This window comes from Moraxella bovoculi (assembly GCF_000988745.2).
GTDB lineage: Bacteria > Pseudomonadota > Gammaproteobacteria > Pseudomonadales > Moraxellaceae > Moraxella > Moraxella bovoculi.
Map to the genome: position 1 here is coordinate 356,104 of NZ_CP011381.2, position 22,686 is coordinate 378,789.

Below are 22,686 nucleotides of genomic sequence, written 5' to 3' on the forward strand. Positions count from 1 at the left end.
CGACTGCTTGATCTCTTTTAGTTAGTACTTGGAGGGTGGTAGAATCAGCTCGCTTTTTAGGGGGAGTCGTTCTATCAGCTCTTGCAATGCCTTTTGATAGACGCCGCGCTTAAAAGCGACGACTTGATTTAAAGGATACCAATAGCTGACCCATTGCCACTCATCAAATTCGGGTTTTGAAGTATCAAATCGAATGTGTTGGGCGTTGTTTTCATCTAAGCGGAGCAAAAACCATTTTTGTTTTTGCCCAATACACAAAGGCTCTTGGTTGGTGCGGACATAACGTTTTGGTAAGCGGTAGCGTAACCAATCTTTGGTAACCGCAAGCAATTCCACGTGCTGTGGATAAAGTCCGACTTCTTCATGTAGCTCGCGGTACATCGCATCAAGTGGAGTTTCGCCATAATCGATCCCCCCTTGTGGAAATTGCCAGCTGTCGTGTCCGATGCGTTTTGCCCAAAGCACTTGACCTTGTGTATTTGCCAAGATGATACCGACGTTGGCTCGAAAGCCGTCTGAATCAATCATGACTAAACTCATTATTTAAAATTTATAAAAATTCTACCCAAAATAATGGGCAGATAACTTAATGACTATTAAAACAAATTTTCACCAAAAAGTGTAATATTTTTTTGAATAAAAATGTTTCTAGATGGTTTTTGGGTTGATCGCTAACTTTTGGCTTGCTTTATTGTCATATAAAATGAAACGACCAACTGATTACACCTTGAAAATCCTGCAAAAAACCGCCATAGTGTAGCTGTTTTCATGTATTATATTAATAACCTAATAATCATCTAATAAATTGGAGTGCTGTATGTCTGATATGAATGCCTGTGTGTCATGGCTAAAAAATGACGTGATTAATTTTAGTGCCAAAAGTGGCTCAGGTCATGAGGTGATTATCGATTCTGCTCAAACATTGGGTGCTAAGCCGATGGAGTTGATTTTGATGGGTTTGGGTGGCTGTGCCAGTTATGATGTCGTGAGTATTCTAAAAAAATCTCGCCAAGCGATTAAGGATGTCCGTTGTGAAGTCTCTGCCAAGCGTGCTGATGCCACACCTGCAGTATTTACTGACATTCATCTACACTTTGTTGTCATTGGAACTGATATCAAAGCATCTCAGGTTGCCAAAGCGATCGAGCTGTCTGCGACCAAATACTGCTCGGCATCAAAGATGCTGGCTGATGGCGGTGTGAACATCACTCATAATTATGAAATCATCGAAGTTGCGTCATGAATAGCATCATGATGTTCGTCGCCAATTTCTCATCTGACATGGACATTGCCATCAAGGCGATGTTGGTGGCGTGTCTGCTGCCTTTGGTGTTTGCCATGCTTGCCAAGGCGACAGGCGGGTTTAAGATGTCGGATAATGCCAATCCAAGACAGTTTCTTAGTCATGTGACAGGGCTGTCAGCGCGCATGAATGCTGCTCAGCAGAACAGCTTTGAGGGGTTGCCGATTTTCTTGGCGGCTGTGATCGTGGCGATGTATTGTTTTGTGCCACAGAATGTGATCAATGTGCTGGCGTGCCTATATGTACTACTGAGAATTGGCTACGGTGCGGCGTACGCCTTTAATATGCCGTTGGTGCGCTCGGTGCTGTGGGTGCTTGGCTTATTGTGTTGCGTGATGCTCTTTTATTTTGCGATTTTGGTTGTTTAAGTGACCGATACTATGCTGATCGCTAAAGATTATTTAGCGGTTTTTTTAGCGATTAAAATACCGTTTTAGACCGATGAGCAGCAGTTCTTTTTCTACCTTTAGGGCATCATCAAATTGCACATTTATCATATCCGCCCCGCCCCCTGTGAGCGTAATCTTAAAATCAGGGTAGTCTCCTTGCAACGCACGCACCGCCCCCACCACGCCAAACAGTACGCCATGATTGACCGCATCAAAGGTCGTTTTGCCCAATTCGGTGCTGTCAAACCGCCCAGCCTTCACCGCAATCTGCTGAGTGCCTGCATACAGGGCGTGGCGTTGCATATAGACGTTAGGTAGGATATATCCGCCCAAATGCGTACCGTGTTCTATCAAATCAATCGTTAAAGCCGTGCCACAGCCCACCACGCATTGTTTTTTGGTGTTATCCACCACGCCAAGCATTTGTAGCCACCTGTCCACGCCAAGCTGATTGGGGTCGTAGTGGCTTGCCAAAAGGGGGTGTGTGGCATTGACTTTGGCAAATTCAAAGGGTACGGCAAAGCCTTGCAAGGTCTTGTCAATGGCGGTGTTAATCTTATCGCCAAGCACGCTAGAAATCCCCACAAATTCAGGCTCAAAGCTCGCCAATGTGCCAAGCAGTCCAAGCAATAATTCATTGGGGGCTTTTAGGTGTTCTTTTGCGTCATGGGCGATAATGGTGTCGTTATCTACAATCCAATATTTTAAGCGGGTGTTGCCCAAATCCAGCCAAAGTTTTTTCATGATTTTCCTTAGTTTGTAACGATTTTTGCCATACCTGCAAATATCCGATTAATATTGCCATTGTCATTTAATAACAATTCGCCTTGATTGCCAATGCCGATACATCTGCCTTTGGCATAAATATCCGTCATATTATTTTGCATAAAAATATGAATGAGTTTATCGGTCAAAAGATGACTGGCGTTAAATTTATCAATAAAATTTTGCAGATACATGGGTTCTTTACAATGATTGCAAATTTCTACCGCTTGAAAGATTGCATTTGCCATTGGGATATATAAATCTTGGGCGGTTGTTTTTATGTCTGATAATTCTTTTAAACACGTCGCTTGATAAAGACCGTCTTTTATCACAGGCGAATTATTGACATTTAACCCCACGCCAATCACCACACCCACAAGCGTATTTTTATCCAATTTTTTAAAAACAGGTTCAATTAAAATGCCAGAGAGTTTTTTAAAAAATCCTGCCTTATCATCATAAAATCCCACATCATTTGCCCATTTGACGCCAATGGGGGGTAGGCTAGCCGTCTGGCGGTGGGTGTTGATGTTTTGGATAATGGGCAAATTAGCAAGCTCATATCCGACAGCAAGCGAAAGCAGTCCCGACAATGTGTTTAGCTCATATGCTCCATTTCCGATGGGGATATATAGGCTTAAAAAAACATTGTCCGCACCGCTCACCCACGTCCGCCCATGCTGTCCACGCCCTGCCGTCTGGTGGCTTGCCGTGTATAGGTGGGGGGTAATATGGGAGTGCGCGCCGTCTGTGATGGCGTGGATAAGCTGGGTGTTGGTGCTGTCCGTGCTGTCAAAATGGGTGTGAAGCGTAGATGTAACAAAAGCCATAATTTTGGTTTTTTAAAATGAGTAAAATTGGGCTATAATAGCACAATTTTATTAATTGATGAGTGTGTCATTATGATGTATCTGTGGTTTGTGGTCGCAGGAGCGTTTGCGGGTGTGTGTGCAGGGCTGTTTGGCGTGGGCGGTGGTCTGATCATCGTGCCTGCGTTGGTGTGGATTTTGGGGGCGTATGCTTTCCCGAGTGAGATTATCCCGCATGTGTCGGTGGGGACGGCACTGGCAACCATCATCATCACTTCTATCAGCTCGCTCACTGCTCATAACAAAAAGGGAGGTGTGCGCTGGGATGTCTTTAAGAACCTAACCTACGGCTTGGTCATCGGCTCGCTGTTCGGGGCGTGGGTGGCAACGCTGATTCAAGGTGATTATTTGCAAGGTCTGATTGGTGTGTTTGCCATCATCATGTCTATTCAGATGTTCATGAAAAAGGCGGATGAGAACATCAAGCCCCTGCCTAAGCCGATGAGCCAAAGCGTGGCGGGCGGTGTCATTGGCATGGCTTCGGCGATTTTTGGGATTGGCGGTGGCAGTCTAAATGTGCCGTATCTTACCCACGCGGGTCTGCCCATGAAACAAGCGGTCGGGACTTCTGCAGCGTGCGGCCTGCCGATTGCCATTGCTGGCGCACTTGGCTTTATGTGGTTTGGTAGCAGCCATGTGGCGAATATGAGCGAGCCTGTGGCAGGACTGCTTGGCTTTGTACATTTGCCTGCCTTTGTTGCCATTAGTGTGGCGAGCTTTATTACCGCCAAACTTGGAGCAAAAATCGCCCACAAACTGCCTGCTGCCACACTCAAAAAAGCCTTTGCGTGTTTGCTGATTGTGGTGGGTTGTCAATTGGTTTGGGGTGCGGTGGTTTGAATTATTTTTTCTTAGCTGATTTAAAAAATAAGTTTACTTCTTTATCACTAAGTATTTGTTCTTTATTATCAATTAAATCAAAATCCATGATGGGGGTGTTTAATATCTCTTTCATGGATTTGTTTTCGACAAACGAAAAATTCCACAAATCATGATTGTTTTGATGATTGATATATTGGGCGAGTAGATTATTAAACGTTAAATCAAAAAGCGTGTTATCAAGACCATAAATAAAACGTTGTACCCACAAAATAACTGAACAGTCGGTATTGTTGTGAATGAGTTTTTTATGGACAATTTTTGCCAGTTTCTCGTATTGATTTTCATTGATATAAACAGATAAGCAGTCAATAATCTGCAAACAATTTGCTGTCCAACGTGGATTGCTTTTGGCAATATCAAGAGTAATGGCGATTATTTGCGTTAGGTGTTCTTTATCCACAAAGTCCAAATCTTGTTTGAGCTTTTGATAAACGATTTGTAAACCACGCTGTACGCCCGATGTATTGGGGTAGTTTCTGCCGTATTCTTTGATGATGAGTAAAATTTTATGGGTGGCGGTGGTTTTGGCATCGTTTTTTAATAAAATATCATTGTCTAGCCATGCGTGTTTGTCGTGTTTAATGGCGTGATAAATGATGTCATCATAAACACCTGTTTTTTGTTCGTTATGTGCTAAGCCTAATGAATATAACGTTTCTTTTAATAGTGCTAGAATAATATCCGCTTGACTTTTGTCATTGGTAAATATGCGATAATCATCTCTATAACGCAAGATTTGGTAACCTTTAATGCGATGTTTTTTGATTTTTCCATGTAATATTTTATCGGCATTAAGTAATACGGTATCTGCCAAAAGATGAAATAAATTATTGCTTTGTGGTAAGCCTGTTTCTTGACAGGTATTTAAAAATTTTTCGCATAAATCTGCAAAATCCATTAAATTCTTGCTTTTAGATTGAGCTAAAGATGTTGTAAAAGAATGATTGGTAATGCTGGGATAAAAATTTTGAATGTCGGATGCTGCCATGTAGTTGTAAATCAGGCTCAGTTTTACACTTGCTTGCTCAAAATTATCATACCAATTCATAATTTGGCGGGCTTTATAATAGGCAAATTTGCGATATCTTGAGATGATGGGTAAGCTATGGCACTTTATGTTGTCTTGTTTTTCATAAAAATCAAATAACCTAATAAAATCCTGCCAAGTATTTTCTTGGGTTAATTTTTTGGCTAATAAAACGTGCAGAACAGGATTAACCATGGTTAAAGGTCGTTTGGTGCCATTGGATTTGTGTGTGTATAAAATAAGATGTGTTTTGTCTTCATTTTTGATTTTATTAAATAGTAAATTTGGGTTTTTAATATCAATGATGTTAATATTTTTTAATAATTTTGAAATATTAAAATAAATGGGTAGTGATACGTCAAAATAATTTTCATGCTCTAAAAAGAAATTTAGGGCTTGTTGGTGGCTTAATGATAATAGAGTATCTTTTGTCATAGGGAATATATCTGTTTGGCTTGAATTTCGGTATAATACATTTCTACATTCTGTTGATTGCGATATTTTTTATAATGAAGAGAGCCTTCTATATATACTAAATCACCTTTTTTGAAATCTTGAAAAGCAATTTTTGCAAGAATGTGGTTTGCAACAATATGGTGCCATTCGGTTTCTTGTATTCTTGCGCCAGTATATCTATCGTTCCAATATCTAGAAGTGGCGACAGAAAATTTGGTAATAAAAGAACCATTTTTAAAGCTATATAGCTCAGGGTCTTGCCCTAGTCTGCCAACAAGAATGATTGAATTAATCATAACCAACCTTATTTATTTAGCATTTCCATTAGTGCTATTGAACTGCAATGCGAACAAAATCTAAATCCCAATGCATCAAGTACTTTTTGATTGAGGCTATTTTCATCAAACTTATGAATAAGTATTAGCTGATTTATTGCTAGTGATAGGATTTCTTTTCTTAGTTTTTGCATTTGGAGAACATAGAATTTTTCATCATCGTTTTTATTTTTATACATTTTTAATATATCTTTGTTATTGATATATCTTGCATGATATATATTTTTAATTTGTGGGTTATCGCTGTTTTTGATATTATCTAAAAATTCTTTGTACTCATGTATTTTTCCATTTAAATCCATCACTGTACTTGCATTAATAGTATCTGTATGTTTTCTTGAAATAACTTCAAAAATTTCATGCTCGCTAAGTTCAATGCCTTTATCTAAGTAGTACGCTCGAACAGCGTTGGCACCAATCTGAACTTTTTGCATTTTTATCTCATCACTATCATTTGGATTTTGTGCTGGAAAAAAACTGCGATATTTTTCCATTTCTTCATCGCCTAACATTCTTATTTTCTCTGGTATAAGTACATTTATGTAGTTGTTGCTTAATCTAGGGCATCGATTATTTGTGTGATAGTAGGGTGTGGAATTTTGGTATACATAGTTGGTATTATTGTAATTTTTTAATGCCTTTATGCGTAGTATTTCCAATATTGTATCGCCAGCAACTATAGCTTCAATGGCAGTTAGTTGCTTTAATTCAGGCTCTGATAACAGTTCGTGTAGTTTAGGGTGTGATGATAGGAGTTCTTGAATGCCAATAGTATTGCACGTTACACTGTCAAATAATCTGTTTAGATTTGCTTGTGTGATGTACATAGTAAGTACCTCCTTTTTTATAAAATCCCAAGATATTATACTTTATCTTTTTTGGGCTTTTCAACGCTCTTGCAATCCGCTATTTTATTTTAGGTTATATTTATTGTAAATGACTTACGAAAAAAACTATTTTTTGCTAAAATGCCCACCTTTACCACACCCAATCCTAATCATCATGCGCCTAAAATCCCTAAAACTATCAGGCTTTAAATCCTTTGCCAATCCCACCACTTTTACCTTTAAGCACGACATTACTGCCATTGTCGGGCCGAATGGTTGTGGTAAGTCGAACGTGATTGACGCGATTCGCTGGGTGCTGGGTGAGACGAGCGCCAAACAGCTTCGTGGCGGGGCGATGAGTGATGTGATCTTCGCTGGGGTGGAAGGTCGAGCGGGCAAATCTTTGGCAAGCGTGGAGCTGACCTTTGAGCATACTCAGGATGAGACGAGTGGCATTCGCCACGCACTGAATCTGTATCAAGAATTGACTCTGCGCCGCCAAGTGACCAAAGATGGCAAGTCTGATTACTTCATCAATGGTCAGCGAGTGCGTCGCCGTGATGTCGTGGATGTGTTCTTGGGTACAGGTCTGGGTGCGCGTAGTTATGCGGTGATCGAGCAGGGGATGATTGGGCGAATCGTGGATTCTAGCCCGATGGAGCTACGTTCGTTCATCGAGGAGGGGGCAGGGGTGTCTCGCTATCAGGCGCGCCGTGACGAAACTCAAAAAAAGCTCGACGAAGCCCGTGATAACCTAGAGCGATTATCCGACCTACAAGGCGAATTAAAAAAACAACAGCGCACGCTCATGCGCCAAGCCGAATCCGCCAAAAGATATCAAGAGCTCTCTGATGAGCTTGCCAAAATTAATAAAGAAGATCTATTAAAGCGCATCTTTGAAGCATGGCAATACCACGAACACAAAAAAATACAGCAAGTCAGCTCATCAGAGACTCTGAACGCACTTGAAACTGTGGTGAATAAAGCCAAAGTGGAGCTTGAACGTCTGTCTAATAAGGTCGCCGAGGGACAATGGCTAAAAGACGACGCGCGTGACAAATACCATAATGCGCAGATGGCAGAGCAGACCGCTCAGCATAATTTTTATACCTTAAATCAAGAGCTTAGCCAAGCCGATGATAAAATCCAAAGACTAACACTCATCAAAACCGAAGCGCAAGATGGCATCGAGCACGCCAAAAAAGAGCTGACCAAGCTAAACGAAGAGCGTGCAAGCATTGAGCCATCATTAAAAGTGTTGGGCGATCAACTTACCCAAAAACAAGCTGAACTTAAACAACTTCAGGGCAATTGGCAAAGCATCCGAGACGATGTGAACACACTTCAAGCTCAAAAAAACACCCTAGAAAATGCCCAAAAACTTGCCGAATCTCAAAAAAGCCGCGTGCTGGCCAATCGCGAAAAATGGATAAAAAAACACAATGAGCTGGTGTTGTCTTTTGAGTCTATTGGCAAAGAAAATAGCGCTGATGCTGATGAATTGAATCGCTTGGCAGGCGAGATTAAGACGCTAAGCCTACGCCAAGAATCTTTGGCGGACGATGATGATAAAGACAAGCTTGACGAGATGACCAAGACGGTTCAATCGCTACAATCATCTCACGCCACCCTTGAGAAGCGCCATACCGCCTTGGCGAGTGAATACGACATTCTACATAAAATGGTGCATGCCAAACCAAAGGTAGAAGAGACATCAGCCAAGGCCGATGATTTTTCGCATCTGACACGCCTAAAGGACGTGGTGCGCCTGAGCCGTCAGGGTGAGAGCTTTGCTGGGGTGCTGGATGAATTCTTGGGGTTTTGGATGGATGCTAAGATCTTTGATGATTTGGCATTAAAGGCAGCTTTGGCAGCGCCGAGCACCAAGGATAAACAAGCGAGCCGAGCCATCTTTAAGACAGGCGGCGGCTATGGCGTGAATGATAGTAATCTCATTGCTTTTGGGCAGTTGTTCGACGCGCCAAGATTAAAGCTGTTCGATGCTTGTTATTTGCTGGACGAAGAGCTTGATGAGCAGGCTTTATCTCGGCTGAGCGATCAGATCACAGATGGTCGATTAATCTTGACCAAGACAGGCTGGTTGATTGGCTCGTTCGGTGTGATTCATGGCTCAAGCTTTGGCGCAGAGTCGTCACTACTTAGCCAAAAAGCTGAACACAGCAAGCGTCTGGGTCAGCTAGAAGATGAGCTGGGCGCATTAGAAGATGAGCTGGAGCAAAGCGAAAAAACACTAAAAACTCACACCATACAGCTTGAAGCGCTCAAAATCGCCCAAGATGAGAAAAGCGCGCAGATGGCCGTCGTGCTCTCAAGCCTTCATAAGGTACAGCAGGCGCATACGATCTTGCAGGCCAAAATCCAAACTGACGCCATCAAGCGAGAGAATTTCGCCAAGAATAAAGCCGCTCTGGATGAAGAGAAAGAAGAGATCGGAAGCGAGCTTAAAGTATTAGAAAGTCAAATAGCTGATGGCATTCAGCAGTTGAGCGAGCATCTGCCGCGTTTTGAATCGGCACAAAATACGATGACGGCCATGACCAAAAGCATGGATGAATTAAACGCTCAGGTTAAGGCACTGACAGATGAACATCAGGGACTTCAGCTAAAAAACAGCACGCTCACCCAAGCTCTCACTCACACCCAAAGACTGCTTGAGCTTGCCCAAAAGAACCTAAGTCAGGCTGAGACCGACATTCAGGCTGTCAAAGACAACGAAAAAAATCTCAGCGCCAAGCTGCCACAGCTTGAGGCAGCATTCAAAGACGCCAAAGCTCAGACCGCCGCGCTTAAGATTATCAGCGAAGAGCATGAGGCGGCCGCCAAGGCATTGCAGCTCATGCAGGTAAAACTCCAAGAGAACTTGACTGAGGCGCACACGAATTTTGCCAAGGCTCAGACAGAGGCTGCACAAATCACAGCAGATACTGCGGTGGGCGAGAGTCGCTTGATTGACTTGGGTGATGAGATGATGCGCATTGATGAAGGCTTTAATTTGCCTTCGATGTTGGCAGATTTTCGAGCCAAAACACCAAAATTCAAAGACAACACCGCTCGTATCGATACCATCAAGGCAGACATCGCCAAGCTGGGCGCGGTGAACCTTGCGGCCGCCCAAGAGCTTGCCGAGCTTGAAGAGCGTGTGTCGCCCATGGATATTCAGATTAACGACATCACAGAGAGTATGGCGAAGCTAAAAGACGCGATTTCTGCCATCGATGAGAAGACCAAGGCCTTATTCCTGTCTGCTCTGGATGCCGTGAACGCTGAGCTTAATTCGTTATTTACCAAAGTATTCGGTGGTGGTCAGGCGAGTCTTGCGCTGATTAATGATGAGAATCTGTCCAAAGCAGATAAATGGCGAGCAGGATTGGTATTGATGGCACAACCAAAAGGTAAAAAGAACAGCCATCTGGCGGTGCTCTCTGGCGGTGAGAAAACTTTGACTGCGCTAAGCTTGATTTTTGCGATTTTTAAACAGCATCCTGCGCCGTTCTGTGTGCTTGATGAGGTGGATGCACCGCTTGATGATGCTAACGTGGGACGTTTTACCAGCTTGATTCATGAGCTTGCCGATAGCGTGCAGTTTATTTTTATCAGTCATAATAAGCTTGCCATGCAGATCGCCGATGAATTAAAAGGCATCACCATGCCAACCGCGGGCATCTCAAGTCTTGTAACGGTCAATCTAGAAGAGGCGGAAAAATACATCGAGAGCTAACGGTACGCCAATAAAAATCCACCAAACGGTGGATTTGTGCTTTGCTCTTTATGTTATTTTAAATATTCACTAAAGTTGGCGCGCAGTTTGGCAAGCTTTGGCGGAATGGCAAAGCTACAATACGACTGAGTCGGGTTCTTAGCGAAGAAGTTTTGATGATAGTCTTCTGCTTGATAGAACTCGGGTGCAGGGCGAACTTGGGTTACGACCGCGATGCCATCTGCCTTTAAGCTGACGATCTTGTCATGAATCATATCAAGCTGAGCGTCATCGGTATAAAAAATTACCGAGGCGTACTGTGCGCCGATGTCATTGCCTTGACGGTCTAGGGTTGTGGGGTCATGCGTGGCAAAAAACACATCCAAAATCACCGAAAGATCAATGACATTCTCATCAAAAGTCACATCGATGACTTCCACGTGACCTGTCCGCCCTGTACAGACCGTCTCATAGTCTGCGGTCTGAGCCGTACCGCCTGCATAGCCTGATACGACAGATTGCACGCCTTTTAATGATAAAAATATGCTCTCTGTGCACCAAAAACAGCCACCGCCCAAGATGATGTGTTGCATAATTTTTCCTTAGTCTGCCAAAAAAATGATAGAATAATACGTTTATATAGACAAATATCACAAAATCAACCATGAACGATGATACTAAGCCTAATACGGGCAGTGACACGCTATTCACCACGCCGCTGGACAAGCATGCGCGTTTTAGTTTTGATGAAGAAGTGGTGGCGTGCTTTCCTGACATGATTCGCCGCAGCGTGCCAGGTTACGGGCAGATGCTTGCGATGTTGCCGATCTTTGCCAAGCGTCATTTATCCTTCGGTCAAATCAATGAATCCGGCAAAAAGATCAGCCGCATTTATGATTTGGGCTGCTCTTTGGGTGCGGTAAGTTTTGCCTTAGCGGATAAATTTGATGCCGACGACATTGAGATTCACGCCATTGATATCTCAGCGCCGATGATTGAGCGTGCCAAATCGGTGCTTGTTGAGCATTATCCTGATCATGATATTCGCTTTGTTTTGGCGGATGTGTGCGAGATTGAATTTGAGCCATGTGATATGATTGTGCTGAATTTAACCTTGCAATTTTTGCCGCCTGATGTTCGTTTGTCACTACTACATAAATGCCACGCTGCGCTGAACGAGGGTGGTATCTTAATCCTAACTGAGAAGACGCACCTAGTCGATGAGCAGGATGATGCTTGGCAGGTAGAGCGTTATTATGATTTTAAGCGCGCTAATGGCTATAGTGAGCTTGAGATCAGCGGTAAGCGTAACGCTCTGGAGAATGTGCTGATTACTGATACCTTGGATGTGCATCATGAGCGACTGGCTCAAGCTGGCTTTAGTCGTAGCCTGACATGGTTTCGGTTCTTGAACTTTGTATCGATGATTGCTTTTAAACAATAATTTATCATGAATAATACGATTTTTAATGCTGAGCGGGCGCTATATATGCACCTGCTGCAGATGAGCAAATATCACCTAAAAGCAGGCGAGTGGATCGCTGCCATGCCCAGCTGGCTGGCTGCCATCAAGGATAAACGTCGCTATGCACATGCGCCATTTTATGCCTCTGCCATTGAGCGCTTGCCGGTAGTGCCGGCCATCAGCACGAATTTGAACGATAAAGTCGAAGCTGTACTAGATTGGCAAATGGCTGATTTTAAAAAGACGCAAAGTCTGCTCATAAACTTAAAGCCGTGGCGAAAGGGTCCGTTTTTCTTGTCATCTGATGACGAGAATAAGAGCATTCACATTGACACAGAATGGCGCTCAGACTTTAAATGGGAGCGTGTAAGGTCGCATCTGGATTTACAGAATAAACGGATCTTGGATGTGGGTGGCGGCTCGGGTTATCATGGTTTTAGAATGCTTGGTGATGGCGCCAAATCGGTGATTGTCATTGACCCGTCTTGTCTGTTTTATCATCAGTTCATGGCGATTAAGCACTTTATGGGCGTGGATTTGCCTGTGCATTACATTCCTGTACCGCTTGAGAGTCTGCCCAGCGACAGTGCGCTATTTGATGTGGTGTTTAGTATGGGGGTATTGTACCACCGCGCATCACCGTTTGAGCATTTTGAGCAATTAAAAGGTCAGCTACAAAAGGGCGGTACGCTTGTGCTTGAGACCTTGGTGATGGATGGCGATGAGCATACTGTGCTGGTGCCAGATGATCGCTACGCGCAAATGAATAACGTGTACTTCTTGCCAAGCGTGCCTGCTTTAACCAAGTGGCTTACCAAGGCGGGCTTTAGCGATGTTCGCTGTGTGGATGTGGATGTGACTTCAACCGATGAGCAGCGGGCGACAGCGTGGATGGATTATCAGTCTTTGACGGACTTTTTGGATAAAAACGACCCAACTAAGACAGTAGAGGGATATCCTGCACCAAAACGCGCTGTCATGATCGCAAAAAGGTAAAGGTCTTGGTCAGATGGTTAAATGAACCATTTGCCAAGCACCCATTCGATCACGAGTTTTGCCAAAAATCCAAAAAAACCCATACCTAAGGCGACAAAAATCCAAAAGGTGCCTTGTTTGCCTGCGTTCGATTTTTTGGAGATGTCCCACATGATAAAGAACAAAAACGCAATAAAAATCGGCAGTAGGATGTATAGACCTGCGGCGGTGATGGTTTCTTCTGAGATAGCTAGAATCATGGCGGTTGTCTTTTTTATTATTGACTTTATTCTATTATAGCATAATTTTAGATGAATGAATTGAGCCAAATATGCCAAAATTACTGACCTAAGCGCGTAAAATTTTCCACTTAATCCAAAAAACTTGCTACAATATCGCATTTATGGATTTAATTTCATTAAATTTTAACTAACATGATAAATAAACAAAAACCGTCTGCCGTCTATAAAGAAACCGAAGTCCGAAAAAGCTCAGGGCTTTTGAGTTTGTTTTGGATGCTTTTGGCAATTGCAATTGGTGCGGTGATTGCTGTGCTGATTTATCGTTCACCCATCTTTGATGACAAACGTGCGACTGCGGTGCAGATCCAAGCAGAAGATGACATCTTTCCACAGGCCAATGCTGGCGCTGCTTCTGCCCCTCTGGGTAGTGCGACGACTACCTCTTCTGAGCCGATTAACTATGAGTTTCATGACCTTCTGTCCAAGCAGGATTTTCGTAGCGTGCCTGAGGGTGTTAGCGTCCAAGAATCAAATGCCAATAGCGACCGAGTGGTGGATGCCGATGCCGTCGTTCAAGCCAAAGACGAGCCAGGAGCGAAGATTGAGATTGTAGAAGAGGATGCCACCTATGATGGTGACGATGCAGCGACAGACTCGGAAGAAGATGCCAAGCCAGCAGGGACGACTTATATTCTGCAGATTAGAAGTTATTCTGATGCAGCAGCAGCAGATGAGAAGCGTGCTCAGGTCATGCTGGCAGGTGTGGATGCAGTGATTCTGCGCCGTGTGGACAGCGCAACTCAGGCGACCTTTTATCAGGTGGTATCAGCGCCCATGTCGAGCCGTGCTGAGGTGAGTGCCGCTGCGCAAAAACTAAGCAGCAATGGCATCGATGTAGTCATCGTAGAGCAAAGACGCTAATTCATTAATCATAAAAATAACCCCTGCTAAGCCAGGGGTTATTTTTATGAGCTAAAATCAATGAGCGGTTTTGCCTGTCATTTTTTTGAGCAGTACATAGAACGCAAGGACGATCAATCCAGCTAATAGACCGACGATACCATTATAGGCAGTTTCGGTTAATCCGCCAAACACACCTGAGAGCGCTGCCAGGTCTTCGGCTTGATGATGTAGGATGTCGATGCCGTGTACCAAGATACCACCACCGACCAAGAACATGGCAAGCGTCCCAGCGATGGATAAGAATTTCATGAGTTTCGGGGCAAAAGCTAGCAGACCACGACCAAGTTTTTGACTGCCTGCGCCAGGCTTTTGAGTGAGGCTTAGACCGACGTCGTCAATTTTTACGATCAGTGCAACCAGACCATAAACACCCGCTGTCATCAAGATGGCGATGGCAGATAAGGCCAGAGCTTTGGTTTGTAATGTGCTGGCAGTCATGACGCCAAGCGAGATAACGACAATCTCAGCAGACAAGATGAAGTCAGTACGAATGGCGCCTTTGATTTTTTCTTTTTCGAGTGCAACCAAGTCAACTGATTCATCAGCGTTCGCTGCCAAGCGTTCGGCATGCGCATCTTCGTCATCTAGGTCATGAGGCAGCAGTTGAGGTGCGAATTTATGAACGATTTTCTCAGCGCCTTCAAAGCACAAAAACAAACCGCCAATCATCAAAAGCGGTGTAATTAACCAAGCCGCTACCGCACTGATAATGAGTGCAGCAGGTACCAAGATTAACTTATTGACGAACGAGCCTTTTGCCACCGCCCAGACAACGACCAGCTCGCGATCTGCACGCACGCCGGTTACTTGTTGGGCGTTTAGTGCTAGGTCGTCACCCAATACGCCTGCAGTTTTTTTGGTGGCAAGTTTAGTCATCGTTGCCACGTCATCTAGGATGGTACTGATGTCATCAAGTAACATCAATAAACTGCCACCAGCCATAGGAACTCCAAATTGTTAATTTTTTAAGGTTATTTTGGTTAAAATTTGACACATTATACTCATCTTTTGTTAAAAAATTTGTAAAGTTTGGTAGTCGTGCATTGATGTCGATATATTTTAATGAAAATTTTTAATATGTGATTTAATTCTTATGAAAATTGTGGGATTTTGTGGCATAATAAGCCGATAACTGCGATTATCTGGCTGAGATTTTTGGCCTGATCTTGATGTTTTAATATTATTTGGAGATATTATGAAAGTTCAAGTTTTGGTAGCGGCATTAGCTGCAGCGGTACTGGTATCAGCGTGTGGTGACAAGCATGAAAAAGTTCATGCTGTTGATAAAGTGGCAGAGGCAGAAGCGACCGCCATCGAGAAAGCCCCAAAGGCTGAAGAAGTGAAGTTCGACGACCACGGTCAGCCAACATTTGCTGAAGCATCTGGTGCGACCACTACAACGCCAACAACTGATTCAGACACTAAAGCTGCTGATGCTTCTCCTGCAGCAGATGCAGCAACAGCTGAAGCTGACAAAGCTGCTACAGATGCTGCCGCTACTACTGAAAGCAAATAATAAATTGTTCTAATTTATCCAAATTATGCGCAGATTTTGATTGTATTTTGTCTGTGCATCATTTATAATATTGCGCTTGTCTTAGCTTGATTTTGGCTAGACAATCCGCCCAGCGGAAATAACCATCCCGATTTGAGCTGATGCCCACGCCCAAGACCGTGACGCTATACAATATAATACAGCCTGATCGATGCCATCCGTCTTGTTATTAGGAGTGTCCCATGCCTTTAGTTAAGGTTAAAGAGAACGAACCAGTTGATATCGCTATCCGTCGCTTCAAGCGCGCGTGTGAAAAAGCAGGTGTATTGGCTGACGTTCGTAAAAAAGAATTCTTCGAAAAGCCAACACAAGAACGTAAGCGCAAAAAAGCCGCTGCTGTTAAGCGTTACAAGAAAAAAGTATGGCGCGAGCAAGTTCGCACAGTACGTAAATACTAATCTATATAACAAGATTTTTATTGATAAAACCTCGAATCAGTTCGGGGTTTTTTTGAGTAGATTGAATGCTAAATAAAAAAACCTGCCATTAGGCAGGTTTTTTTGAATGCCATGATTATTCGGCAGCTGCTTCAGCAGGCTGTGCGATCTCGTCATGCTTAACAGTAGAGTCAGCAGTTGGACGCTGTGCGCCAGCTTCTTGAGTTTGTTGCATGTCAGCCAAGGCTGCTTCATGTTTTGCTTCGTGGTCATATTCTGGACCTTCACCTACTGGATATTCGGTGCTTTCTACTTGAGAGAAATTGCTTTGTTTGTAGAAAATTTTGTCAGAAGCTTTGGTCATTGCGTTACAGCCAGTCAGTACAACTGCAGTACAGATTGTGCTTAGAGCTAGTAGTTTCATGGGTTTGATTCCTAAAAATGGATGAAAAAGGGTTAATTAAAAGGATTATAGCAAAGTTTAAAATCATAGAAAAGATACAGATACGTTTTTGATACAAAACTTTAATCTAAGACTTGATTGCATAAATTTTACAAAGATTATTGATTGCCCTGCAATTTGGGCGTATAATTTAAATAAGAATTGTTATCAATATTATCTATTTTTTATGGGAGATTTTATGAAAGCATCAATCCGCCTGTCTGTTCTGTCTTTAGCGTTGACCCTTGCCCTAACCGCCTGCCAAAAGCCTGCCGAACCAAAAGCTGAACAACCCGCCCAAACGACCGACACTAAAGCCGAGCAACCTGCTGAGCCTGCCAAAACCGAACAAACTGCCGAGTCCGCCCAAGTGGACTTATCTGCCGAAACCGCCGAATACAAACAATGGGTAGAAGGGCAAATTGACAATCTGCTTGCCGATACCGAAAAATTTGTCGGCTTTTTAAAAGAAGGTAAATTGGACGAAGCCAAAGCGATTTATCCCTTGGCTCGTATGTATTTTGAACGCAGTGAGCCGATTGTCGAGAGTTTTGGCGACTTAGACCCACGCATTGATAACCGTGAAGCCGACCTTGAGCAAGGCGAAAAATGGACGGGCTTTCACGCCATTGAAAAAATCCTATGGACACAAAACACCACCCAAGGTACCGAAGAGCTTGCCGACCAGCTCATCGCTGACATCAAAGAGCTAAGAGCTAAAATTCCCACCGCCGAAGTTACGCCCGAGCTTATGATTCAAGGGTCGGTGGATTTGTTGAATGAAGTTTCCACCACCAAAATCACAGGCGAGGAGGAGATTTTTTCAAAAACCGACCTTTATGACTTTAAGGCAAACGTTGAAGGGGCAGAAAAGATTTTTGAAATTTTAAAACCCAAACTTACCGCCAAAAATCCTGAACTGGTTAAGACCTTAGAGGAGCGGTTTAAAGCGGTGAATGATTTGTTGGATAAATACAAAGTGGACGACAAGGATTATAAGCCTTATACCGACTTAACTGATGAGAACACCAAAGAGCTTGCCGAAGCAGTGAACAAACTTGGCGAACCACTTGGGCAAATGGGCATTGTCATGGAATAATCCACAAGCCACAAAAAGCACCGATAAGACATGGGTGCTTTTTGTATTTTTATACACCTAACGAATTTGATATTTGCCACAGGCTTTGTAGGGACTGCTTCGATAACATACCAATTTTTATAGGAGTGCACAGCACGCCCCTACACCCAAACATTATTACATTTGTGGTAATTTTAAAGTTTCTTGGGTACAAATGACAAAAGGAGCAATCATGACCAACCGCCGAGCTTTCTTGGGAAAAATGGGAGCGACTGCCTTGATTGGGGCAGGGGCATTAACCGCTTGCAACAACGCACAAAACCAAATCACTGCCCCCACCGCTAAGGGCAATCCTGACAGCCAAACACCGCCCAATCCATTTGCTGAAATGACTTATGATTTTTATGGCACGCACCAAGCAGGCATTACCACGCCCGTTCAGCACCATGCGTATTTTTTGGTGGCGGAGTTACACAGCACCAATGTTGATGAGATTCGCCAAATGTTTAAGGATTGGACGGAGTATTCTGCCAAATTGACCCAAGGCAAAAACATCAAACCCTATGACAAAAATCCCCACTTACCGCCTGCCGACACAGGCGAAGCGGACAGCTTGGGGGCATATGGGCTGACTTTGACGTTTGGGATAAGTCCGTCATTTTTGGAGAAATTGGGTTTGTCGGACAAGACACCGCCAGAATTTAGCGACTTGCCCAAATTCCCCCGAGACCAGATCCGCCCTGAGTTGTCAGGGGGCGATATTTGCATACAGGCGTGTAGCGAGGACCCGCAGGTCGCCTTTCATGCCGTGCGTCAGCTTGTCCGCCAAGCTCGTTCGCTCATTACGATGAAATGGTCGCAGTCAGGCTACAACAGCTTTGATAATGGGGCGGATACCCCACGCAATCTGTTTGGCTTTAAGGACGGCACCGCCAACAAAACCACGTTGGATGATACCGACAAATGGCTGTGGGCAAAAGGCTCGGACAAGACCGCATGGTTTGACGGTGGGACGTATCTTGTGGCACGGATTATCCAAATGCACTTGGAGACGTGGGACAGAACGAGCCTAGTCGGGCAAGAGAACACCTTTGGCAGACACCGAGACACAGGGGCGAGCATTGGCAAAACGGGTGAGTTTGATGAGTTTGATGTTAATGAAAAAGACGATAGGGGTAATTTTGTCATTGCCGAGCCGACTCACATGGGGCTTGCCAAACGCACGGGGCTACAAATGCTTAGACGTTCGTTTTCGTACAGTAGCGGTATTGATGTCAAGACAGGGCAGTTTAATGCAGGGCTACTTTTTATCTCTTTTCAAAAATCGCCCATGCAGTTTAGCGTGATTCAAAATGCGTTTGGCAATACCGACAAAATGACCGAATACACCACGCATATCGGCAGCGGATTGTTTGCGTGTTTTGGTGGGGTAAGGCAGGTGAGTATTTGGGGCAAAGGTTGTTTGGGGGTTAAATTTATTGAAAAATAGGTATTATTCAATCAAGATGTATCCTAAAGTTTGGACGTGTAGGGGCAATTTATTCGCCCAGAAATCAACGCTTTAACAGGGTAAATGTAATTTACCCCTACAAATCTACCTAAAAGTATAGTCAATTAACAATGCCAAAAAAGATTAGGGTAATTTATTTGCCCTTATCTTTAAAATCCGATAAACCATTTGAATGTTATTAAAAAAGGCAAAACAATGAAAATTTATCAACCATTATCCATTTTTCTGCTTTTCTTTATTTGTCCCCCCTAATCTCTTATACCAATGTTAATAATGAAAAATTAAATTTCTCCCCTTTATTTATTCCATGATCGGATGCCATGGGAGCGGTAAAACAAAACAATACCTAACAAGCCAAAGATGATTTGATTGTTATAGAAAAAGAATTGGCAAATATCGGCAAAGACACCAACCGCCAAAGCATATTATATCAAGAAACAATCACCGCCTTAAATCACGCCAAAACCAATCCCAATAATGACACCCTAAAATAACTATCCATAAAACTCTATGCTTATGAAAAAGAGCAAAACCCCCTGGATTATAGCGTCAAACGCCGTCAATTTGCCAAAAATATCACGCCTGTCTTAAATAAGTTGGATAGCGCCATTCAAGAAATGGGCAAGGGTGGCGATATTGACAAAGTCAAATCGGTTCATCACACCTTTAATAAAACGTGGTCGCCAATGAAAGGGTGGTGAGAAATACCAGCATGGCTCATTATGGCAAAATAGAAACCGCCATGGCAATGATACGAGTGGGGATAGAAAATAATCCGCCCAATATCGCCATGATGACGGATAATATGGCAATGTTAAAGGCGACAATTGACAGTTATAATCAAGGCGATGAATTGACCGAAGTTAAAAATGACAAAGTGGATTTGGCGTATGGAGTAGAGTTATTAAAACAAGGTTTACTTGACGGTGGTAGGACAACCCAAAGGCAAAAAATGGGTCATGACAGGGGCGGTGTGGGGCTGGTGGCGAGCCTTATGGGGGCGTGGGGCGTGGCTACATTCTAAATCGTCCGCCAAGGCGTGGAATGCCTACATTAACAAACACATGGGCGTGGCATTATCCACAGGAAGCATGGCAGGGCTGTTTGGCTTGGCGTTTTTGTCGGTGTTTCGGGAGGGGGCGGAGACGGTGCTGTTTTATACAGGGATTTTGCCAAGCATTGCCATGAGTGAGTTTGTGCTGGGGATAGCGGTGGCATTGGGCGTACTTTTTGCGGTGGCGGTTATCATGGCAAAAACGTCCGTTAAATTGCCCATTCCGTTATTATTTAAAATCTTAAAGTGGCTTATCTATGCCTTAGGATTTAAGATTTTGGGTGTGAGTATTTTGGCACTGCAACTGACTGGACATTTGTCCAGAGACGTCGTGGATGTGCCTAGCGTGGCGCTTTTGGGGACTTATCCGAGCGTACAAGGCTTGGTGGTGCAGGCGGTGTATGTGGCAATATGTGTATTGGTGTGGCTGATATCTGTGCACAAATCAGTTAAATAAAAGCAGTCCATCGCAACAATATGAAAATTTAACTGTAAAACCATAGAAAAATTAGGTATATTATCAATAAACTTATAACTAATAATTAGCGAGGCAACATGCAATACCCAGCTAAAAAAATCTCTCTTGTAACCGCCTTAATCTTCGCACTAAGCGCCTGCGGTGGTGATAAAGCTCCTGAAAAAGCACCAGAGCCTACCAAAGTAGAAACCGCACCTGCTGCTACAGCAGAGGTACCTGCGGAAAATAAAGCAGAAGTCATCCAAGAGCCGGTCAAGGAACCTGCCAAAGAAGCAGAGTTAGCGCAAGCACCAGAGCCTGTGGCTGAGGCGCCTACTGAGACAGCTGCTGCGCCTGTTGAGGCGCTATCTATCGAGCAAGGTAAGGAGCGTTACGAGCAAACCTGTAAGGTTTGCCATGATCAAGGGCTGCTTGATGCGCCGAAGCTTAGCGATAAAGCAGAATGGGCAAAACGCCTAGAAAAAGGCGTTGATAAGTTGCACGAGCATTCTGCTAAGGGCTTTAATAAGATGCCTGCACAGGCAGTAGGAGCTGTCACAGAAGCAGAAGTATATGCAGCAGTTGATTATATGCTAGAGCAAGCTAAGTAATCATTTGTATTAATTAATAATAAAAAAACCACGTCCTAAGACGTGGTTTTGTTTGTTTTAGACTTTATCCAGCGCCTGTTCTAAGTCAGCAATCAAGTCGTCAATGTGCTCAATAATAATCGACAGTCGAACCATGTCTTCACTAACGCCGGCTTTGGCAAGCTCCTCTTCGCTTAGCTGACGGTGCGTGGTGGAGGCAGGGTGGCACGCTAAGCTCTTGGCGTCGCCAATATTAACCAAACGCGTGAACAATTGCAGAGCGTCGATAAAGCGGGTACCGCCAGCACGACCATCTTGCACACCAAAAGATAGAATGGCCGATGGCTTGCCTTTTAGGTGTTTTTTGGCGAGGTTATGTTGTGGGTGCATGCTTAGACCTGCGTATTTCACCCAGTTTACCTTTGGATGGTTTTATAGATATTCTGCGATTTATTGGGCGTTTCCGGTGTGGCGCTCCGTGCGTAGCGATAGTGTTTCTAGTCCTTGCAGGATTAAGAATGCGTTCATAGGGCTGATTGCGCCGCCTGTGTTACGAGTGGTACGACGCGCGCACGCCCAATGAGGGCTGCCGCACCAAGCGCTTCTACATAGTTTGCGCCATGATAGCTTGGGTCAGGGGTGTTTAGAGATTTGAAGCACTCAGCGTTATCGCCCCACGGAAATTTGCCACTATCAACGATGATGCCGCCTAGGCTTGTGCCATGACCGCCGATGTATTTGGTTAAAGAATGCACAACGATGTCAGCACCATGTTTAAATGGCTTTACTAGCGCAGGCGTGGCGACAGTATTTTCCCGAAGACAGGTACACCGTATTCGTGAGCGATGTCGCTGATTGCTTCTAGGTCGATGATGTTACCCAGTGGGTTACCAATGCTTTCAATGAACACAAGCTTGGTTTTGTCATCGATTTGATCGTATAGGCTCTTAGGATTGTCGCTATCAAAAAATCTTACGTCGATGCCTTGCTTGGGTAGGGTATGGGCGAATAGATTGTAGGTGCCGCCATAGCGTGTAGAGACTGATGCGATGTTGTCACTTGATTCAGCCAATGCCTGAATGGTGTAAGTGATCGCTTTCATGCCTGATGCGACGGCTAGAGATCCGATGCCGCCTTCTAATGCAGCAAGACGCGCCTATAATACGACCGTGGTTGGGTTCATGATGCGGGTGTAGATGTTGCCCTGTACTTTTAGGTCGAACAGATCAGCACCATTGGGTGTCGTCAAAGGCGTATGAGGTGGTCTGATAGATGGGTGCGGCGACCGCTTTGGTGGTGGGGTCTAGGCTAGAGCCTGCGTGAATGGCTAGGGTTTCGTCTCTATGGGTCATGATAATCCTTATGATTGGTGATAAAATTCAAGCAATATCATAACAAAATATCAAA

Annotated in this window: 24 protein-coding genes and 1 pseudogene; 14 read left to right on the forward strand and 11 right to left on the reverse strand. The window is 44.0% G+C overall.

All coding sequences use genetic code 11. The annotated features are described in order from the left end of the window. Window positions 1-21: 21 nt before the first annotated feature. Complete coding sequence (locus AAX10_RS01680; protein WP_046699668.1) at window positions 22-528, reverse strand: RNA pyrophosphohydrolase; 507 nt, start codon at window positions 526-528, stop codon at window positions 22-24. A 298-nt stretch (window positions 529-826) separates the two neighbouring features. Between AAX10_RS01680 and AAX10_RS01685 the strand changes: the two genes are divergently transcribed. Continuing rightward, window positions 827-1,243 (forward strand): OsmC family protein, encoded by a 417-nt coding sequence (locus AAX10_RS01685; protein WP_080947178.1) that lies wholly within the window; start codon window positions 827-829, stop codon window positions 1,241-1,243. After that, window positions 1,240-1,671 carry an MAPEG family protein gene (locus AAX10_RS01690; protein WP_080946973.1) on the forward strand — a complete coding sequence of 144 codons (432 nt, stop codon included), beginning with the start codon at window positions 1,240-1,242 and terminating at the stop codon, window positions 1,669-1,671. Before AAX10_RS01685 ends, AAX10_RS01690 begins: the two co-directional genes overlap by 4 nt. A gap of 45 nt (window positions 1,672-1,716) precedes the next feature. Here AAX10_RS01690 and AAX10_RS01695 read toward each other — a convergent pair whose 3' ends face one another. Next, window positions 1,717-2,436, reverse strand: a complete 720-nt coding sequence (locus AAX10_RS01695) for a type III pantothenate kinase (protein WP_046699670.1) — start codon at window positions 2,434-2,436, stop codon at window positions 1,717-1,719. An 8-nt stretch (window positions 2,437-2,444) separates the two neighbouring features. After that, entirely contained in the window at window positions 2,445-3,287 is an 843-nt protein-coding gene (locus AAX10_RS01700) for a biotin--[acetyl-CoA-carboxylase] ligase (protein WP_046699671.1), read from the reverse strand. A 72-nt stretch (window positions 3,288-3,359) separates the two neighbouring features. On the opposite strand from AAX10_RS01700, the gene AAX10_RS01705 reads away from it, so the two are divergent. Further along, window positions 3,360-4,166 carry a sulfite exporter TauE/SafE family protein gene (locus AAX10_RS01705; RefSeq protein WP_046698868.1) on the forward strand — a complete coding sequence of 269 codons (807 nt, stop codon included), beginning with the start codon at window positions 3,360-3,362 and terminating at the stop codon, window positions 4,164-4,166. A gap of 1 nt (window position 4,167) precedes the next feature. Here AAX10_RS01705 and AAX10_RS01710 read toward each other — a convergent pair whose 3' ends face one another. The 3 genes from AAX10_RS01710 to AAX10_RS01720 are packed head-to-tail and all read right to left on the reverse strand — an operon-like array spanning window position 4,168 to window position 6,853. Then, on the reverse strand, window positions 4,168-5,670 hold the full coding sequence (locus tag AAX10_RS01710) for an RNA-directed DNA polymerase (RefSeq protein ID WP_046699672.1): 1,503 nt from the start codon (window positions 5,668-5,670) through the stop codon (window positions 4,168-4,170). After that, window positions 5,667-5,987, reverse strand: coding sequence for a single-stranded DNA-binding protein (locus tag AAX10_RS01715; RefSeq protein WP_046699673.1), 321 nt, complete (start codon window positions 5,985-5,987; stop codon window positions 5,667-5,669). The genes AAX10_RS01710 and AAX10_RS01715 overlap by 4 nt, the downstream gene beginning before the upstream one ends. Before the next feature lie 8 nt (window positions 5,988-5,995). Further along, window positions 5,996-6,853, reverse strand: coding sequence for a hypothetical protein (locus AAX10_RS01720; RefSeq protein ID WP_046697833.1), 858 nt, complete (start codon window positions 6,851-6,853; stop codon window positions 5,996-5,998). Window positions 6,854-7,028: 175 nt separating this feature from the next. Between AAX10_RS01720 and smc the strand changes: the two genes are divergently transcribed. Continuing rightward, a complete protein-coding gene (gene smc, locus AAX10_RS01725; RefSeq protein WP_046700548.1) occupies window positions 7,029-10,592 on the forward strand; it encodes a chromosome segregation protein SMC in 3,564 nt (1,187 codons plus the stop codon). A gap of 53 nt (window positions 10,593-10,645) precedes the next feature. Here smc and msrA read toward each other — a convergent pair whose 3' ends face one another. Beyond that, window positions 10,646-11,164 (reverse strand): peptide-methionine (S)-S-oxide reductase MsrA, encoded by a 519-nt coding sequence (gene msrA, locus AAX10_RS01730; protein ID WP_046699674.1) that lies wholly within the window; start codon window positions 11,162-11,164, stop codon window positions 10,646-10,648. A gap of 71 nt (window positions 11,165-11,235) precedes the next feature. Between msrA and cmoA the strand changes: the two genes are divergently transcribed. Beyond that, on the forward strand, window positions 11,236-12,015 hold the full coding sequence (cmoA, locus tag AAX10_RS01735; protein WP_046699675.1) for a carboxy-S-adenosyl-L-methionine synthase CmoA: 780 nt from the start codon (window positions 11,236-11,238) through the stop codon (window positions 12,013-12,015). Window positions 12,016-12,021: 6 nt separating this feature from the next. Continuing rightward, window positions 12,022-13,032, forward strand: coding sequence for a tRNA 5-methoxyuridine(34)/uridine 5-oxyacetic acid(34) synthase CmoB (cmoB, locus tag AAX10_RS01740; RefSeq protein ID WP_193550991.1), 1,011 nt, complete (start codon window positions 12,022-12,024; stop codon window positions 13,030-13,032). A gap of 17 nt (window positions 13,033-13,049) precedes the next feature. Here the strand turns inward: cmoB and AAX10_RS01745 are convergent, their stop codons facing one another. Then, entirely contained in the window at window positions 13,050-13,271 is a 222-nt protein-coding gene (locus AAX10_RS01745) for a DUF2788 domain-containing protein (RefSeq protein WP_046697835.1), read from the reverse strand. Between the two features lie 261 nt (window positions 13,272-13,532). Between AAX10_RS01745 and AAX10_RS01750 the strand changes: the two genes are divergently transcribed. Then, window positions 13,533-14,174, forward strand: a complete 642-nt coding sequence (locus AAX10_RS01750; protein ID WP_158580278.1) for an SPOR domain-containing protein — start codon at window positions 13,533-13,535, stop codon at window positions 14,172-14,174. A gap of 57 nt (window positions 14,175-14,231) precedes the next feature. On the opposite strand, the gene AAX10_RS01755 is transcribed toward AAX10_RS01750, so the two are convergent. Beyond that, the gene (locus AAX10_RS01755) at window positions 14,232-15,158 is read right to left on the reverse strand and encodes a DUF808 domain-containing protein (protein ID WP_036365930.1); all 927 of its coding nucleotides are present in this window, start codon (window positions 15,156-15,158) and stop codon (window positions 14,232-14,234) included. Between the two features lie 253 nt (window positions 15,159-15,411). Between AAX10_RS01755 and AAX10_RS01760 the strand changes: the two genes are divergently transcribed. Together AAX10_RS01760 and rpsU are read left to right on the forward strand one after the other, a co-directional pair. After that, window positions 15,412-15,732: a hypothetical protein gene (locus AAX10_RS01760; RefSeq protein ID WP_046699677.1), complete on the forward strand. Its 321-nt coding sequence runs from the start codon at window positions 15,412-15,414 to the stop codon at window positions 15,730-15,732. 221 nt (window positions 15,733-15,953) lie between these two features. Then, entirely contained in the window at window positions 15,954-16,169 is a 216-nt protein-coding gene (gene rpsU, locus AAX10_RS01765; protein ID WP_036365938.1) for a 30S ribosomal protein S21, read from the forward strand. Window positions 16,170-16,284: 115 nt separating this feature from the next. Here the strand turns inward: rpsU and AAX10_RS01770 are convergent, their stop codons facing one another. Continuing rightward, on the reverse strand, window positions 16,285-16,572 hold the full coding sequence (locus AAX10_RS01770; RefSeq protein WP_036365942.1) for a hypothetical protein: 288 nt from the start codon (window positions 16,570-16,572) through the stop codon (window positions 16,285-16,287). A gap of 217 nt (window positions 16,573-16,789) precedes the next feature. On the opposite strand from AAX10_RS01770, the gene efeO reads away from it, so the two are divergent. From efeO to AAX10_RS01795, 5 genes are all read left to right on the forward strand, one after another. Continuing rightward, window positions 16,790-17,689, forward strand: coding sequence for an iron uptake system protein EfeO (efeO, locus tag AAX10_RS01775; RefSeq protein ID WP_046699678.1), 900 nt, complete (start codon window positions 16,790-16,792; stop codon window positions 17,687-17,689). A 211-nt stretch (window positions 17,690-17,900) separates the two neighbouring features. After that, window positions 17,901-19,157, forward strand: coding sequence for a Dyp-type peroxidase (locus tag AAX10_RS01780; protein ID WP_080946975.1), 1,257 nt, complete (start codon window positions 17,901-17,903; stop codon window positions 19,155-19,157). A 718-nt stretch (window positions 19,158-19,875) separates the two neighbouring features. After that, window positions 19,876-20,202 carry a hypothetical protein gene (locus tag AAX10_RS01785; RefSeq protein ID WP_149038824.1) on the forward strand — a complete coding sequence of 109 codons (327 nt, stop codon included), beginning with the start codon at window positions 19,876-19,878 and terminating at the stop codon, window positions 20,200-20,202. Beyond that, on the forward strand, window positions 20,105-20,689 hold the full coding sequence (locus AAX10_RS01790; protein ID WP_149038825.1) for an FTR1 family protein: 585 nt from the start codon (window positions 20,105-20,107) through the stop codon (window positions 20,687-20,689). The genes AAX10_RS01785 and AAX10_RS01790 overlap by 98 nt, the downstream gene beginning before the upstream one ends. 98 nt (window positions 20,690-20,787) lie before the next feature. Next, entirely contained in the window at window positions 20,788-21,300 is a 513-nt protein-coding gene (locus tag AAX10_RS01795) for a c-type cytochrome (protein ID WP_036365952.1), read from the forward strand. 57 nt (window positions 21,301-21,357) lie between these two features. On the opposite strand, the pseudogene AAX10_RS01800 reads toward AAX10_RS01795, so the two are convergent. Further along, a pseudogene (locus tag AAX10_RS01800) lies at window positions 21,358-22,631 on the reverse strand (O-acetylhomoserine aminocarboxypropyltransferase/cysteine synthase family protein). Window positions 22,632-22,686 lie beyond the last annotated feature (55 nt).